The sequence below is a fragment of the Micromonospora peucetia genome (assembly GCF_900091625.1).
GTDB lineage: Bacteria > Actinomycetota > Actinomycetes > Mycobacteriales > Micromonosporaceae > Micromonospora > Micromonospora peucetia.
In genome coordinates this window covers 476782-491284 of the sequence record NZ_FMIC01000002.1, presented here as the reverse complement: position 1 = coordinate 491284, position 14503 = coordinate 476782, and the positions used below count along the sequence as shown (strand labels likewise).

Here is a 14503-nt window from a genome sequence, read left to right as displayed (position 1 = left end):
ACCGGACGAGGATCGAGAAGGTGCATCTCAAGAGCCTGACGGTGAAGGGATTCAAGTCCTTCGCCTCCGCGACGACACTGAAGCTGGAGCCGGGGATCACCTGCGTGGTCGGCCCGAACGGCTCCGGCAAGTCCAACGTCGTCGACGCCATCGCCTGGGTGCTCGGCGAGCAGGGCGCCAAGGCGCTGCGGGGCGGCAAGATGGAGGACGTCATCTTCGCCGGCACCGCCGGCCGGGCCCCGCTGGGCCGGGCCGAGGTGACCCTCACGATCGACAACACCGACGGCGCGTTGCCGATCGAGTACACCGAGGTGTCCATCACCCGCCGGATGTTTCGCTCCGGCGAGAGCGAGTACGAGATCAACGGCGACACCTGCCGGCTGCTCGACATCCAGGAACTGCTGTCCGATTCCGGCATCGGCCGGGAGATGCACATCATCGTCGGCCAGGGGCGGCTCGACGGGATGCTGCACGCCAAGCCGGAGGACCGGCGGGCGTTCATCGAGGAGGCGGCCGGCGTCCTCAAGCACCGCAAGCGCAAGGAGAAGGCGCTGCGGAAACTCGACGCGATGCAGGTCAACCTCAACCGGCTCACCGACCTCACGGCCGAGCTGCGCCGCCAGCTCAAGCCGCTGGGCCGACAGGCGGAGGTGGCCCGCCGGGCCGCCGCCATCCAGGCCAACCTGCGCGACGCCCGGCTGCGGCTGCTCGCCGACGACCTGGCCACCCTGCGCGCCACCCTGGACCGGGAGATCGCCGACGAGACCGCGGTGCGCGAACGGCGCGAGCAGGTCGAGGCCGAGCACACCGAGGTGCAGGCGCGGCTGGGCGAGCTGGAGGCGGCGCTCGCCGAGGACGCGCCGCTGCTGGCCGCCGCGCAGGACACCTGGTACAAGCTCTCCGCCCTCTCCGAGCGGTTCCGTTCCATCGAACAGCTTGCCCGGGAACGGCTGCGGCACCTCAGCGCCGCCGGAGACGACGAGCGCCCCGGCCGCGACCCCGACCAGTTGGAGGCCGAGGCCGAGCGGATCCGCGAGCAGGAGGAGGAGCTGCGCGCCGCGCTCACCGACGACCAGATCCGGCTGGCCGAGGCCGTCGAGCACCGCCAGGAGCTGGAACGGCAGCTCGCCGCCGCCGAACGCGAGCTGGTCGCCGCGGCCAAGGCGATCGCCGACCGGCGGGAGGGGCTGGCCCGGCTGACCGGCCAGGTCAACTCCGCCCGCGCCCGGACCACCAGCGCCGGCGAGGAGATCGAACGGCTCGCCACCGCGCACGCCGACGCGCTGGCCCGGGCCGAACAGGCGCAGGCCGAGCTCGACGCGGTCGCCGAACAGTCCACCGAGGCGGACCGGGACAACGCCGACCTCGACGCCCGGCACGCCGAGGCAGTCGCCGCCCAGGAACGGGCCCAGGCCACCGTGCGGTCGCTGACCGACGCGGAGCGGGCGGCGGAGAAGGACGCCGCCACCTGGAAGGCCCGGGAGGAGGCGCTCGCCCTCGGTCTGCGCCGCAAGGACGGCGCGGGCGCGCTGCTGGCCCGCGCCGACGAGGTCCCGGGCCTGCTGGGCAGCCTGGCCGGGCTGCTCACCGTCGCCCCCGGGCAGGAGACGGCGCTCGCCGCCGCGCTCGGCGGGCTCGCCGACGCGGTCGCCGTCAGCGGCGTCGACGAGGCCGTCGAGGCGATGCGGCTGCTGAAGATCTCCGACGCCGGCCGCGCCGGCCTGCTGGTGGGCAGCCCCGCGGGGCCAGGCATGGACGCCCCGGTCGACGCGCTGCGGCCGAAGCTGCCCGACGGCGCCCGTTGGGCGCCCGACCTGGTGGAGTGCTCCCCGCAGATCCGCCCGGCGGTGCACCGTGCGCTGCGCGACGTGGTGCTGGTCGACGACCTCGCCGCGGCGGCCGAGTTGGTCGCCGGCAACCCGGAGCTGCGCGCGGTCACCCCGGACGGGGACGTGGTCGGGGCGTACGTGGCGGCCGGCGGGTCGGCCAAGGCGCCCAGCTTCATCGAGGTGCAGGCCGCCGTCGAGGAGGCCCGGTCGAACCGGCTCGCCGCCGAGCAGACCGGCGCGGAGCTGCGCGAACAGCTCGTCGACGCCCGCGCCGAGGTGGCCGCCGTCAAGGAGACGGTGCAGCATGCCGCCGCCGCCAAACGGGAGGCGGAGAGCCACCGCAACGCCGCCGCCCGCCGGCTGGCCGAGCTGGGCGCGGCGGCCCGGTCGGCGAAGGCGGAGACCGACCGGCTCGGCGAGTCCCGGGCCCGCGCGGAGGCGGCCCGGGAGCGGGACCTGCTCGCACTGACGGAACTGGCGGAGCGGCTGCGGCTGGCCGAGGAGACCCCGGTCGACGCGGAACCCTCCACCGAGGAACGCGACCAGCTCGCCGCGATGGTGCCGCAGGCCCGGCAGAACGAGATGGAGGTCCGGCTCGCGGTGCGTACCGCCGAGGAGCGGGTCTCCTCGATCGCCGGCCGCGCGGACTCGCTGCGCCGGCAGGCCACCGCCGAGCGGGCCGCGCGGGAACGCGCGGCGGCGCGGCGGGCGGCGCGCACCCGGGGCGCGGGGATCGCCCGGGCCGTGGCGGGCGGCGCCCGGGAGGCCCTCACCCGGCTGGCCACCTCCATCGCGGCGGCCGAGGAACACCGCGACGCCGTGGCGCGCGAGCGGGCCGCCCGCGAGGCCGAACTCCAGGAGGTACGCGGCGCGGCCAAGCGGCTCGCCGCGGAACTGGAGCGGCTGACCAGTCAGGTGCACCGGGACGAGGTGGCGCGCGCCGAGCAGCGGCTGCGCATCGAACAGTTGGAGGCGAAGGCCGCCGAGGACTTCGGGCTGGACGTGGAGACCCTCGTCGCCGAGTACGGCCCGGCCCAGCCCGTTCCGCCCACCCAGGCCGACGTGGCGGCGGCCGAACGGGACGGCCTGCCGGTGCCCGAGCCCGTCCGCTTCGAGCGGCCCGTGCAGGAGAAGCGGGCCGCCAAGGCGGAACGGGAACTCACCCTGCTCGGCAAGGTCAACCCCCTGGCCCTGGAGGAGTTCGCCGCGCTGGAGGAGCGCTACAAGTTCCTCTCCGAGCAGTTGGAGGACCTCAAGGCCACCCGCCGCGACCTGCTGACCGTTGTCAAGGACGTCGACGACCGGATCCTGGAGGTCTTCGCCACCGCGTTCGAAGACACCGCCCGGGAGTTCCAGCAGGTCTTCACCGTGCTCTTCCCCGGTGGTGAGGGAAGGCTCATCCTCACCGACCCCGACGACCTGCTCACCACCGGCGTCGAGGTGGAGGCCCGGCCGCCGGGCAAGAGGATCAAGCGGCTGTCGCTGCTCTCCGGTGGCGAGCGTTCGCTGACCGCGGTGGCGATGCTGGTGGCCATCTTCCGGGCCCGGCCGAGCCCGTTCTACATCATGGACGAGGTGGAGGCGGCGCTCGACGACGTCAACCTGGGCCGGCTGATCATGCTGCTGGCCCAGTTGCGGGAGAAGAGCCAGCTCATCGTCATCACGCACCAGAAGCGGACGATGGAGGTCGCCGACGCCCTGTACGGCGTGACCATGCGCAACGGGGTGACCCAGGTGATCAGCCAGCGGCTCAACCGGGCCGACACAGACGACCAGCGGCGTGGCCGCGGCGAGGAGAACGAGTAGTGGGTCGGGAACGGGCGACGGCGCTCCTGGTGGACTTCGACGGCGTGCTGCGCCGGTGGGACCCGGCGGTGGCCGTCGGGGTGGAGCGGGAGTACGGCCTGGCCGGCGGCGTGCTCACCGAGATCGCCATGCAGTGGGGCCGACTCCAGCCGGTGCTGACCGGTCAGGTCAGCCACGCCGACTGGATGACCAGCGTCGCCGACGCGCTGACCGAATCGGTGGGCACCCCCGAGCGGGCCCGGGCCGCGGTGGAGCAGTGGCAGCGCTACCGGGGTGAGGTGGTCCCCGAGGTACTCGCCTTCGTCCGGGAGGCGCGGGCCGGCGGCATCCGGGTCGGGCTCGGCACGAACGCCACCGACCTGCTCGACGCCGACCTGGCGGCGCTCGGCCTGGCCGGCGAGTTCGACGTGGTGGTCAACTCGTCCGAGATCGGGGTGAACAAGCCGGCGAAGGAATACTTCCAGGCCGCCTGCGCGGCCCTGGACACCCCGCCGGCCCGGGTGCTCTTCGTCGACGACGAGGACCGGGCGATCCGGGGGGCCCGCGTCGCCGGACTGTCGGCGCTGCGCTGGAGCGGCCCGGGCGACCTGCGCTACCTGCGGGCGGCGCTGGCCACCGCCGGCTGATCCGTCTCGGCCGGGACCTCGCCGAGCACGCGGTGGATCAGGTTGCGGGTGGCCCGGTCCACCCGCGGATCGGCGATGGCCGGGTCGTGCAGCGCCCGCGTCCACCCGAGGGACCCGGCGGCGAACACCCAGGCGCCCGAGCGGGCCCGGTACAGCTGGGTGTGCTGCCGCTGGGCCGTCCCCTTCCGGTGAAAGGGCGAGTCGGCCAGCTGGACCTGTTCGACCGCTCGCGGACCGCCCACGCCGGGCATCCGCTGATCGGCCTCCCCCCACACCACGTCGGGGATGGAGTCGCCGTCGCGTACGCCGGTCCCGGCCCAGAACCAGTGCCCGCTGGCACGTACCACCAGCGGCGCGCGGCCGTCGACGACGCTGACGTACTGGCTGCCGATCAGGTGCTGCTCGGGACTGCCGGTCTTCCGCCACTTCGGGGTCGCCGGAACGACACCGTTGTGCGGCTTGTCGACCTTGTCGCATCGGACCAGCCGCTCGTCGTGGTCGTCGACCCCGTAGCGGATCCGCCAGTAGCAGTTGTTGGCACCGAGGAAGACCAGGCTGGTGCCGCCGTTGCGGGCGGTGACGACTGCCGTTCGCATCCGCGCCGACCAGTACTCGTCGTGCCCGGGGAAGATCACCGCCTGGTGACGTCCCGGGTCGATCCGACCGGCGTGCAGGTCCTCGCTGGTGGCGTAGGTGAGGTCGTGCCCCTGCGCCTCGGCCCACTGCACGAAGCCGATGTCGTCGGCGGCCAGGTGGGGCAGGCCGCTCTCGGCGTACGGGCGGTCGTGGCTGACCGCCCGGGACCGGTGTGCCGTCGAGCGCCGGCTCGTGCCGGCGTGGCCGTAGTAGAGGCTCGCGCCGGTGCGGCCGTCCAACGGCCACTGGTTGTACGCCTGATAGGTGCTCGTCGGGATGACCACCAGCGCGCCGCCGGTGCGGGCCGGACCGCGAACCACGAACGGAACCCAGTGGTGGTGACCGGACGCGGTGCTCAGCAGGGCGAGGTACTGCCCGCTGACCCAGTCCGGGCCGATCCGCAGCCGCCATCCGGGTGACCACGCGCACGACACCGCGCCGGTCTCCGCCGAGACAGTGGGAGCGGGCTGGGTCGTCCCGTCCAGCCAGGGGCCCTGGGTCATCATCCGGGCGCCCGCGCCACCGTAGTGCCCGATCCGGAAGACCGTGCCGCGGTACTGCTGGGCGGGTGCCACCGAGACCCGGAAGACCAGTTCCTCCCCGGGCGCGATGCTGGTCGCCGAGGCGTACCCGGAGATCTCCCCGGACCGGTCGGTGCCGAACCGGTGGCCGGTGAGCCGGAAACCGGCCGCGCCCGGCTGGCTGTTCTCCAAGGCGACCGGGAACCGGCCGGGTGTCCGCTGGGCGGGGCCTGGCGTGCCGGCCCCGACCAGGTCACCGGGATAGTGCGGGTCGGTGGGCGCCGCCGGGCGACCCTCGAGCCGCCAGCCGACCCCCACCAGGGCGGCAGCACCGGCCGCGCCGACCGCGCCGATCATGCCCAGCGTTCTTCTCCGGGAAGGCCTTGCGTGTTCCCCGTCGACCATCGTCAGCTCCCGACCGTGGCGGCCACCTTGTCCACCGCCGCGCCGAGGCAGGCGTACCGGTCGGTAGGACGGGATCGGCCACGCCCCGTCCTACCGGAAGACGTCACGGACGGGTCATGGGTTGCTGTCGTTCCCCGGAAATGGACGCCCGGTGTGGGGCGGCGGCCCGGTTCGGCCGGAGAGGATCACCGATCGGGGGAATCGGTGCAGGTCACTCGCCGGTGCGGCCGTCGATACGTTCGCGGATCAGGTCGGCGTGGCCGTTGTGTCGGGCGTACTCCTCGATCAGGTGCACGTAGACCCAGCGCAGGTTGAACGTCCGGCGCTTCGGACCGATCTCGGTGAAGGTCTCGTCGAGTGACCGGCCGTCGGTGGCGGCGCGGGCCAGCGCGACCTCCCGGTGGTAGGTGGCGAAGTCGGCCTCGGCGTCGGCGGCGCTGACGTCGTGGTCGGCGTCCGGGTCGTCGGGTGTGTAGTAGGGGTAGTCGACCCGTTCACCGGCGAAGTTCTCCCGGAACCACCATGCCTCCACCTCGGCCAGGTGCCGGACCAGGCCGAGCAGGGTGAGCCCGGAGGGCTCGACGCTCGGCGTCCTCAACTGTTCGGCGGTCAGCCCGGCGCACTTGAGCAGCAGGGTCTGCCGGTGGTAATCCAGCCAGCCCTCCAGCATGGTGCGTTCGTCGCCGACGTAGGGCTCGGGGGTCCGGGTGATCTCCGGTGCTCGCCAGGTCATGCCGGCCATCCTCGCCGAGCACCCCGACGGTTCGCGACCGTGTTGTCAGGGCGGCACGACGACCGACCAGCCCGCCGGGTGGGCGGGCTGGTCGGCTGACGGTGCGCGGGGTCCGGCGGGGCCGGACCCCGCTGCCCGTGGGGAGGTCCGGGTGCTGACGTCAGCGCGGGTGCTTCGTCAACTTCTGCCGACGATGGTCACCTGGGCGGAACCATCCGGCATGCCGGCGATGCTGACGTTGCTGCCGGCGGCCGTGGTGGGGGTGCCCATGCCGGGCAGGGGCCGCAGCGGGTCCCAGGTGCCGTTGGGGTGGCGGATCTTGTGGTAGACGCCGTTGTCGGCGCCGATCATGAGTATGTGGGCGGCGCCGTCGGGCATGGCGGTGATGGCGACGTCCTTGCCGGCGGCGGGGGCGGTGGTGTTGTAGCCGGTGATGGCTTGGAAGCCGGTCCAGGTGCCGTTGGGGTTACGGATCTGGTGGTAGATGCCGTTGTTCGCGCCGACGATGAGGACCTGGGCGGAGCCGTCGGGCATGCCGGCGATGCTGACGTTGCTGCCGGCGGCCGTGGTGGGGGTGCCCGCGCCGGTGAGGGGCCGCAGCGGGTCCCAGGTGCCGTTGGGGTGGCGGATCTTGTGGTAGACGCCGTTGTCGGCGCCGATCATGAGTATGTGGGCGGCGCCGTCGGGCATGGCGGTGATGGCGACGTCCTTGCCGGCGGCGGGGGCGGTGGTGTTGTAGCCGGTGATGGCTTGGAAGCCGGTCCAGGTGCCGTTGGGGTTACGGATCTGGTGGTAGATGCCGTTGTTCGCGCCGACGATGAGGACCTGGGCGGAGCCGTCGGGCATGCCGGCGATGCTGACGCGGCTGCCGGCGGCAGGGGTGGGGGTGCCCGCGCCGGCGAGTGGTGCGAATCCGGTCCAGGTGCCGTTGGGGTTACGGATCTGGTGGAAGATGGTGTTGTCGGCCCCGACGATGAGCACCTGGGCGGAGCGGTCCGGCATTCCGGTGATCGCCATGTCGCGTGCCTGGCCGGGTTCGGTCGTCCGGTAGCCGGCCAGCGGCATGAACCCGCTCCACGACCCGCTCGGGAACCGCGCCTGGTGGAACATGATGCCGGCGCCCGAGCCGCCACCCGCCATGGCGGCTGCGACGTCGCGGCGCATCGCGTCGAGGTCGATGAAGCTGGGGTCGATCTTTCCGGTGGTGCTGGTCTCGCGGTGGCCCCGGGCGTAACTGGCGTCGCGGCCCAGCGTGCGGAGCACCGCGGCGGTGGCGGCGACGGACGCGTTGTACTGGGCCTGGGTCATCGATTGGTTGACACCGTTGTAGTCGATCTCCCACCCGATCAGCATCGTGTTGCCGCTGCCCGCCGGGATGGGTCCGCTGCCCCGGCTGTTGCCGGCGTGGTTGGCGCGGTTGGCGGAGATCAGGTGGAACACGCCGTTGTAGTCCACCAGCGCGTGGCACAGGGGGCCGGGCAGGTCGGACCGGCCGTTGATGCAGACGCCCAGCGCCGGTGCGGGCCGGCTCGGGCTGGACGTGGCGGCGGTGTGGTGCCACAGCACCCCGATCGGGGCGAACGCGCCGCTGACACCTCGGGCACGCCAGTTGCCCTCCTCGACGACCGCGACGCCGGCGGCCCGCAGGACGTCGGCGAGCCAGGGGATCCCCATCACACGGCCCCGAGGTCGGCGAGGCACTCGACGGCGCGGGGCTGCGCGAGCGCCGGCCCGGCAGCCAACGCCTGCCCCACCACGACGACGGGTACGGAGGCGATCAGGCCGCGCCGACTGACGGTCCGGAGCAGGCCGCGAGACGATACCCGCGCCGTCTCGTGGGATTTGGTGATTGCCACGATACAAGCCTTCCTCTCAACACAAATGTGACCGCGTCGCGTACGACAGAGGTCAATGAAATGTGTACGCCGAAACAGTTACCGGCCGCATCGGCGGCGACGCGCGTAGGGATCACTACCGGTCGTGGTACGCGACGAAAAACGCGTCGTGCAGGCAGCGACAATGTCCCCGGACGCTGGGCAGCCGGTGATGCGAGAGTTCCGTTCCGACGAAACACGGGGTGAATGATCGCGGTCGAATGTCTCGTTTCGGCATCGCCGGTGTACCCGATCGCGGATCTCCGCACGCCGGACCCCAAAATTGGAAGTGCGGAAAGTCGTGCGTCAATGGTGTCGGGTCGTCCGCGCGTCCGGCCCGCACCCCGACGACGCGAGGCGTCCGGCCCGCACCCCGACGACGCGAGGCCGGGCAGCGCGGCGGTGCTGGTGCCGTCCGCCCTCGGCGGAGGGATCAGCCGCCGGGGGTGAGGCGTTGCCGCATAACCTCACGCAGATGGCCGTCGCTGGTGGTGCCCTCGACGGTCACCTCAGCCGTCCGCCCGGTGTGCACCAGCGTGGCGACCGCGTTGCCGAAGTACGGCCCGGCCAGCCGCTTCCACCGCAGCGGCGGGCGGCGCACCCCGGCGGTGCGGGCGAGGGCCCGGGTGGCCCCGGCCGGCCCGGACGCCCAGCCCAGCTTCATCAGCGGGCGCATCCCGGCGGGCACCTGGTTGTGGATGGGCGAGCAGGTGAGCTGGTGCACCGGGGTTACCACGCCCGGGTCGTCGAACCGTGCCCGCGCCACGTACGAGTGGTGCACGTCGCCGGAGAGCACGCTGATCGACGCCGGTGGCGCGTACGCCGGGCCGGCCCCGACCCGCTCGCCGGGCGCGCCGGGGGTGCCGCTGCCGATGCGGGCGAAGAGCGCGCCGAGCGCGTCGAACGAGCGGCGGAACGCGGCCCAGTGCTCCAGGTCCAGCGCCCGGCGCAGCTTCTCCGACAGCCCGGCGACCCAGGACTTCCGGGAGTCGGCGAGCTTCTCGTTCCACGCCTCCACGTGATGGATGCCCGGCGGCAGCAGCCAGGGCAGCGACGCGCCGACCACGAGGTGGTCGTAGACGCCGTGGGCCCGGTCGAGGAACCACGACCACTCGCCCGGGGGCAGCATCGCCCGCTGGCCGGGCTCCAGCACCCGGCTGCACCGGTTGTCGAGCATGACCAGCCGGGTCCGGCCCAGGTCCAGCGCGTAACTCCACTGGTACTGCACGGCCCGCCACCGCTCGGTGTCGTGGGCGAGGTCGGCCTCGGTGTCGACCCGCTGCCCGAACTCGCGCAGCACGCCGGTGGCGTCCTCCGCCGCGCTGACCTTGGCGAAGACCGGGTCGGCGGCGATCTCGTCGGGGGAGAGGTTGCCGAGGTGCTGGTAGACCCAGTACGAGGCGAGGCCGCTGGTGATCCGCTCCGCCCACCAGGGCTGGTCGCGCATGTCGGCCCGCCAGCCGGCCGAGGTGTTCCAGTCGTCGATGATCTCGTGGTCGTCGAAGATCATCACGCTCGGCACGGTGGAGAACAGCCAGCGGATCTCCGGGTCCCGCCACGACTCCAGGTAGAGCTTCGTGTACTCGTCGAAGCTGACCACCTGGTCGCCCGGCGCGCCCTTCGGCCGCCGCCGGCGCCGCTTCAGCAGCCGCCGGACCGTCGGGGACGTCACGTCGGCGTAGACCTGGTCGCCGAGGAGCACCAGCAGGTCGGGCAGGTCGGCCCGGTCCGGGTCGGCCATCAACCGTCGGGCGTACGCGTCGAGCGCGTCCGGGGGCAGCCGCCGGGTGGTGGCGTGCTGGGTGGTCTCCCGGCAGGAGCCGAAGACCAACCGGACGGGCTGGTCGAGGTCGTCGGCTGCCCGGGTGCGGATCACGCTGGGCGGGAACCCGCTCTTCGGCACCGGCCAGGCGACCTCGTCGTCGACCAGCACCTCATAGCTGGTGGCGCTGTCCGGGGTGAGCCCCTCCACCACGACGAGCGCGTAGTGGTGGTCGTATGCCGAGAAGGTGGGAGACGTGCCGCCGGCGCCGTCGGCGGTGCGGACGGTGACCACGGCGGGCGCACTGGTCTCGACCCAGACGGTGGCCCGGGTGCCGACCACCCGCCGCAACAGCGGGCCGATGAGCAGGTCTGCGGCGGGCATGGTCGACCTCCAGGTAAGCGGACTACATCTTTACTACCCGGCCGGCGGTCGCACCACTGCTGGCTGTGACCGAGCCTACCGCCGGCTCACGCGCACGCGGTCGGGAGCGGTGGCTGGGACAGCTTCACGGGCATCTGACAGGATTCCGGCATGACGGATTACCTCCTCATCGCACTCGCCCTGCTCGGCGTGCTGATCCTTGGCGGCATCGGGCTGGTCGTGCCGCGGCTGCGTCGGCGGCCGGAGCCGCCGCTGCCCGAGACGGAGGTCGAGACCCGGGCCGAGGAGGACCTCGCCGGCCCGCCGGTGGAGGCGCCGGAGGCCGAGCTGTCCACCGGGATCCTGGTGGAACCGCCGGTCGTGGAGGCCCCGGCCCCGGCGCTGGAGGTTCCGGAGCCGACCGCCGGGCGGCTGGTCCGGCTGCGCTCACGGCTGTCCCGCTCGCAGAACGCTTTCGGCAAGAGCCTGCTCGGCCTGCTGAGCCGCGACCACCTCGACGAGGACGCCTGGGAGGAGATCGAGGACAGCCTGATCACCGCCGACGTCGGCATCGACGCCACCCGGGACATCGTCGACCGGCTGCGCGAGCAGACCCGGGTGCTCGGCACCCGCTCCGCCGGCGAGCTGCGCGCCCTGCTGGCCGCCGAACTCGTCAACGCACTCGACCCGACCCTGGACCGGTCGCTGCGGACCGCGCCCAAGGAGGGTGTGCCGGCGGTGGTGCTGGTCGTCGGCGTCAACGGCGCCGGCAAGACCACCACCTGCGGCAAGATCGCCCGGGTGCTGGTCGCCGACGGCCGCACCGTGCTGCTCGGCGCCGCCGACACGTTCCGGGCCGCCGCCGCGGACCAGCTGGAGACCTGGGGCGGGCGGGTCGGCGCGGAGACCGTGCGCGGGCCGGAGGCGGCCGACCCGGCCAGCGTGGCCTTCGACGCCGTCAAGCGGGGCATCGACACCGGCGTCGACACCGTCCTGATCGACACCGCCGGCCGGCTCCAGAACAAGATCGGCCTGATGGACGAGCTGGGCAAGGTCAAGCGGGTGGTGGAGAAGCACGGCCCGATCGACGAGACACTGCTGATCCTCGACGCCACCACCGGGCAGAACGGACTGGAGCAGGCCCGGGTCTTCACCGAGGCGGTCAACGTCACCGGCGTCGTCCTCTCCAAGCTCGACGGCACCGCCAAGGGCGGCATCGTGATCGCCGTACAGCGCAAGCTGGGCATCCCGGTCAAGCTGGTCGGGCTCGGCGAGGGCAAGGACGACCTGGCCCCGTTCGACCCCGCACAGTTCGTCGACGCGCTGCTCGGTACCGAGCCGCTCGCCCGGGACGCGTAACCTCGCAGTGACGACCGACGATCGCGCCTACGCCGGATGGCGCGACCCCAGCCACTCGTCGCAGCGCCTCGGGAGACCGTACGTGACTTCGCAGGAGATCCCGCTGCACGGCGGGAACGTCAGCACCGTGGTCCGGGTCGGCGACACGGTCCGGCGCAACGTCGGACCGTGGACGCCCGCCGTGCACGCCCTGCTGCGCCACCTGGAGTACGTCGGGTTCACCGGCGCTCCCCGGGCGCTCGGCATGGACGAGCGCAACCGGGAGGTTTTGTCATACCTGGAGGGGGAGTGCGGGGAATACCCGCTGGCCCCGCACTGGGTCACCGACGAGGCGCTGGTGACCGTCGCCACCATGCTCCGGATGTTCCACGACGCCCAGTACGGCTTCGTCCCGCCGCCCGGGGCGGTGTGGCGTTCGTTCGGCCCCCCACCGCCGGACACCGAGGTGATCTGCCACCACGACGCCGCCCCGCACAACGTCATCTGGCGGCCAGACGGCACCCTCGGGCTGATCGACTTCGACCTCGCCTCGCCCGGCGCCCGGATCTACGACGTGGCGTACGCGGCCTGGACCTGGGTGCCGATCTTCTCCGACCGGGACTCGATCACGCTCGGCTGGAAGCACCCCGACCGGCCGCGCCGGCTGCGCCTCTTCGCCGACGCGTACGGGCTGATCCCCCGGGACCGGCACCGGCTGATCCGGACCATCCGCAAGCGGATCGTGGACCACGTGGAGGGCATCCGCCGGATGGCCGCCGCCGGCGAGCCGGCCTTCGTCCGGATCGTGCACAAGGGCCACCTGCGCCGGCCGATGCGGGACCTGCGGCTGCTCGACTACGAGCGCAACGCCCTGGAGTACGCGCTGCGCTGAGCGGTTCGTGCCACCGGATGCCGCCCAGGGCGGCGGTGCGGTTCTCTTCACACGCCCGAAACAAGCCGTCACCGTCCGGAAATCGACCAGTGACGCTGGGGGAAACAGGGAGCGAGCAGGCTTCCGCGCATCCGGCGTACGGGCGACGCTGCCCCGGAAGCCGTGAAGGAGGGAACTTCACCTTTTAGGAGGCCAGCGTGCCCGAGGCACCCACGATCGATTCCGGCAACACCGTCTGGTTGCTGGTGTCGACGGCGCTCGTGCTGCTCATGACACCCGGACTGGCGCTGTTCTATGGCGGCCTGAACCGGGCCAAGGGCGTATTGAACATGATGATGATGAGCTTCTCCGCGATCGGGCTCATCTCTGTCCTGTGGTGGTTCTACGGTTTCAGCATCGCGTTCGGCAGCGATGTCAACGGCCTCTGGGGCGACCCGGGCGCCTATCTCGGCACCAAGACCTTCCTCGCCGAGACCGATCTCTGGGGCGCCACGGCGGAGAACCCGAGCGGCATCGGCGTCCCGCTCTACGTCTTCATGGCCTTCCAGATGATGTTCGCCGTGATCACCGTCGCGCTGATCAGCGGCGCGGTCTCCGACCGGGCGAAGTTCGCCGGCTGGCTGCTGTTCGCGTTCGGCTGGGCGACGCTGGTCTACTTCCCGGTCGCGCACTGGGTGTGGGGCGGCGGCATCATCGGCGGCGACCTGCACGCGCTCGACTTCGCCGGCGGCACCGCCGTGCACATCAACGCCGGTGCGGCAGCCCTGGCCCTGGTCCTGGTGCTGGGCAAGCGGCTCGGCTGGCCCCGGGAGGGCATGAAGCCGCACAACATCCCGCTCGTCGCGCTCGGCGCCGGGCTGCTCTGGTTCGGCTGGTTCGGCTTCAACGCCGGTTCCGAGCTCACCGTCGACTCGGTCGCCGGCCTGGCCTTCATCAACACCCAACTCGCCACGGCCGCCGCGGTGCTCGGCTGGATCGTCGTCGAGTGGATCAAGGACAAGAAGCCGACGCTGGTCGGCGCCTCGTCCGGCGCCGTCGCCGGCCTGGTCGCCATCACCCCGGCCTGCGGCTTCATCGCGCCCTGGGCGGCCGTGCTGCTCGGTCTCGTGGCCGGGGCGGTCTGCGCGCTGGCGATCAGCCTCAAGTACAAGCTCGGCTACGACGACTCGCTCGACGTGGTCGGCGTGCACTTCGTCGGCGGCTGGATCGGCTCGCTCTGGCTCGGTCTCTTCGCCACGAACTCGGTCAACGGCGCGATCACCGACGTGATCGGCGCCTCCGACGGGCTCTTCTACGGTGGCGGGCTGACCCAGCTCGGCCGGCAGGCCCTGGCCGGCCTGATCGTCACCGTCTGGTCCTTCGCGGTGGCCTGGGTGCTCGCCTTCGGCATCGAGAAGACGATCGGCTTCCGCCTGCGGGCCGAGGACGAGGTCGGCGGCATCGACATCGCCGAGCACGCCGAGAGCGGCTACGACCTGTCGCCGACCGCCGGCAGCGGCGGGGGCAGCGCGTTCGCCATGGCCGGGCTGACCGGCGCCAGGCCGGCGACCGAGCCCGCGCCCGCGCCCGCACCCGCTCCCGTCGCGCCGGTCGCGGAGAAGGCCGCCGCGTCGGTCGCGGAGGAGGCAGCCGCACCGGTTGATGAGAGGGCCGCCGCGTCGGTCGACGAGAAGGTCGCCGGGGCGGTCGACGAGAAGGTCGCCGGTTAACGTTCCAGG

General features: G+C 72.6%; 10 protein-coding genes. 5 read left to right on the top strand and 5 right to left on the bottom strand.

Annotated elements, in window-relative coordinates:
* The first annotated feature begins 20 nt into the window (after positions 1-20).
* Both smc and GA0070608_RS02680 read left to right on the top strand, forming a co-directional pair.
* On the top strand, positions 21-3635 hold the full coding sequence (smc, locus tag GA0070608_RS02685) for a chromosome segregation protein SMC (RefSeq protein ID WP_091621025.1): 3615 nt from the start codon (positions 21-23) through the stop codon (positions 3633-3635).
* On the top strand, positions 3635-4261 hold the full coding sequence (locus GA0070608_RS02680) for an HAD family hydrolase (protein WP_091621021.1): 627 nt from the start codon (positions 3635-3637) through the stop codon (positions 4259-4261). The genes smc and GA0070608_RS02680 overlap by 1 nt, the downstream gene beginning before the upstream one ends.
* Here the strand turns inward: GA0070608_RS02680 and GA0070608_RS02675 are convergent.
* From GA0070608_RS02675 to GA0070608_RS02655, 5 genes are all read right to left on the bottom strand, one after another.
* Positions 4228-5775, bottom strand: coding sequence for a N,N-dimethylformamidase beta subunit family domain-containing protein (locus tag GA0070608_RS02675; protein ID WP_091621017.1), 1548 nt, complete (start codon positions 5773-5775; stop codon positions 4228-4230). The two genes, GA0070608_RS02680 and GA0070608_RS02675, sit on opposite strands and share 34 nt — an antisense overlap.
* 259 nt (positions 5776-6034) lie before the next feature.
* On the bottom strand, positions 6035-6556 hold the full coding sequence (locus GA0070608_RS02670; protein WP_091621014.1) for a DinB family protein: 522 nt from the start codon (positions 6554-6556) through the stop codon (positions 6035-6037).
* Positions 6557-6733: 177 nt separating this feature from the next.
* Positions 6734-8230, bottom strand: a complete 1497-nt coding sequence (locus GA0070608_RS33900; RefSeq protein WP_266316413.1) for a DUF8189 domain-containing protein — start codon at positions 8228-8230, stop codon at positions 6734-6736.
* A complete protein-coding gene (locus GA0070608_RS02660; RefSeq protein WP_091621008.1) occupies positions 8230-8412 on the bottom strand; it encodes a hypothetical protein in 183 nt (60 codons plus the stop codon). Before GA0070608_RS02660 ends, GA0070608_RS33900 begins: the two co-directional genes overlap by 1 nt.
* Before the next feature lie 451 nt (positions 8413-8863).
* On the bottom strand, positions 8864-10576 hold the full coding sequence (locus tag GA0070608_RS02655; RefSeq protein ID WP_091621005.1) for an alkaline phosphatase D family protein: 1713 nt from the start codon (positions 10574-10576) through the stop codon (positions 8864-8866).
* Between the two features lie 150 nt (positions 10577-10726).
* Here GA0070608_RS02655 and ftsY point away from each other — a divergent pair, with 150 nt between their 5' ends.
* From ftsY to GA0070608_RS02640, 3 genes are all read left to right on the top strand, one after another.
* Positions 10727-11914, top strand: coding sequence for a signal recognition particle-docking protein FtsY (ftsY, locus tag GA0070608_RS02650; RefSeq protein WP_091621000.1), 1188 nt, complete (start codon positions 10727-10729; stop codon positions 11912-11914).
* A gap of 7 nt (positions 11915-11921) precedes the next feature.
* Complete coding sequence (locus GA0070608_RS02645) at positions 11922-12785, top strand: aminoglycoside phosphotransferase family protein (RefSeq protein WP_176733619.1); 864 nt, start codon at positions 11922-11924, stop codon at positions 12783-12785.
* Positions 12786-12982: 197 nt separating this feature from the next.
* A complete protein-coding gene (locus GA0070608_RS02640) occupies positions 12983-14494 on the top strand; it encodes an ammonium transporter (protein WP_091620992.1) in 1512 nt (503 codons plus the stop codon).
* The last annotated feature ends 9 nt before the right edge of the window (positions 14495-14503 follow it).

What these genes read in the sequence shown, in the direction of transcription:
- GA0070608_RS02675 (WP_091621017.1), bottom strand. Translation starts at nt 5,775, where the DNA reads ATGATCGGCGCGGTCGGCGCGGCCGGTGCTGCCGCCCTGGTGGGGGTC.
- GA0070608_RS02670 (WP_091621014.1), bottom strand. Translation starts at nt 6,556, where the DNA reads ATGACCTGGCGAGCACCGGAGATCACCCGGACCCCCGAGCCCTACGTC.
- GA0070608_RS33900 (WP_266316413.1), bottom strand. Translation starts at nt 8,230, where the DNA reads ATGGGGATCCCCTGGCTCGCCGACGTCCTGCGGGCCGCCGGCGTCGCG.
- GA0070608_RS02655 (WP_091621005.1), bottom strand. Translation starts at nt 10,576, where the DNA reads ATGCCCGCCGCAGACCTGCTCATCGGCCCGCTGTTGCGGCGGGTGGTC.
- ftsY (WP_091621000.1), top strand. Translation starts at nt 10,727, where the DNA reads ATGACGGATTACCTCCTCATCGCACTCGCCCTGCTCGGCGTGCTGATC.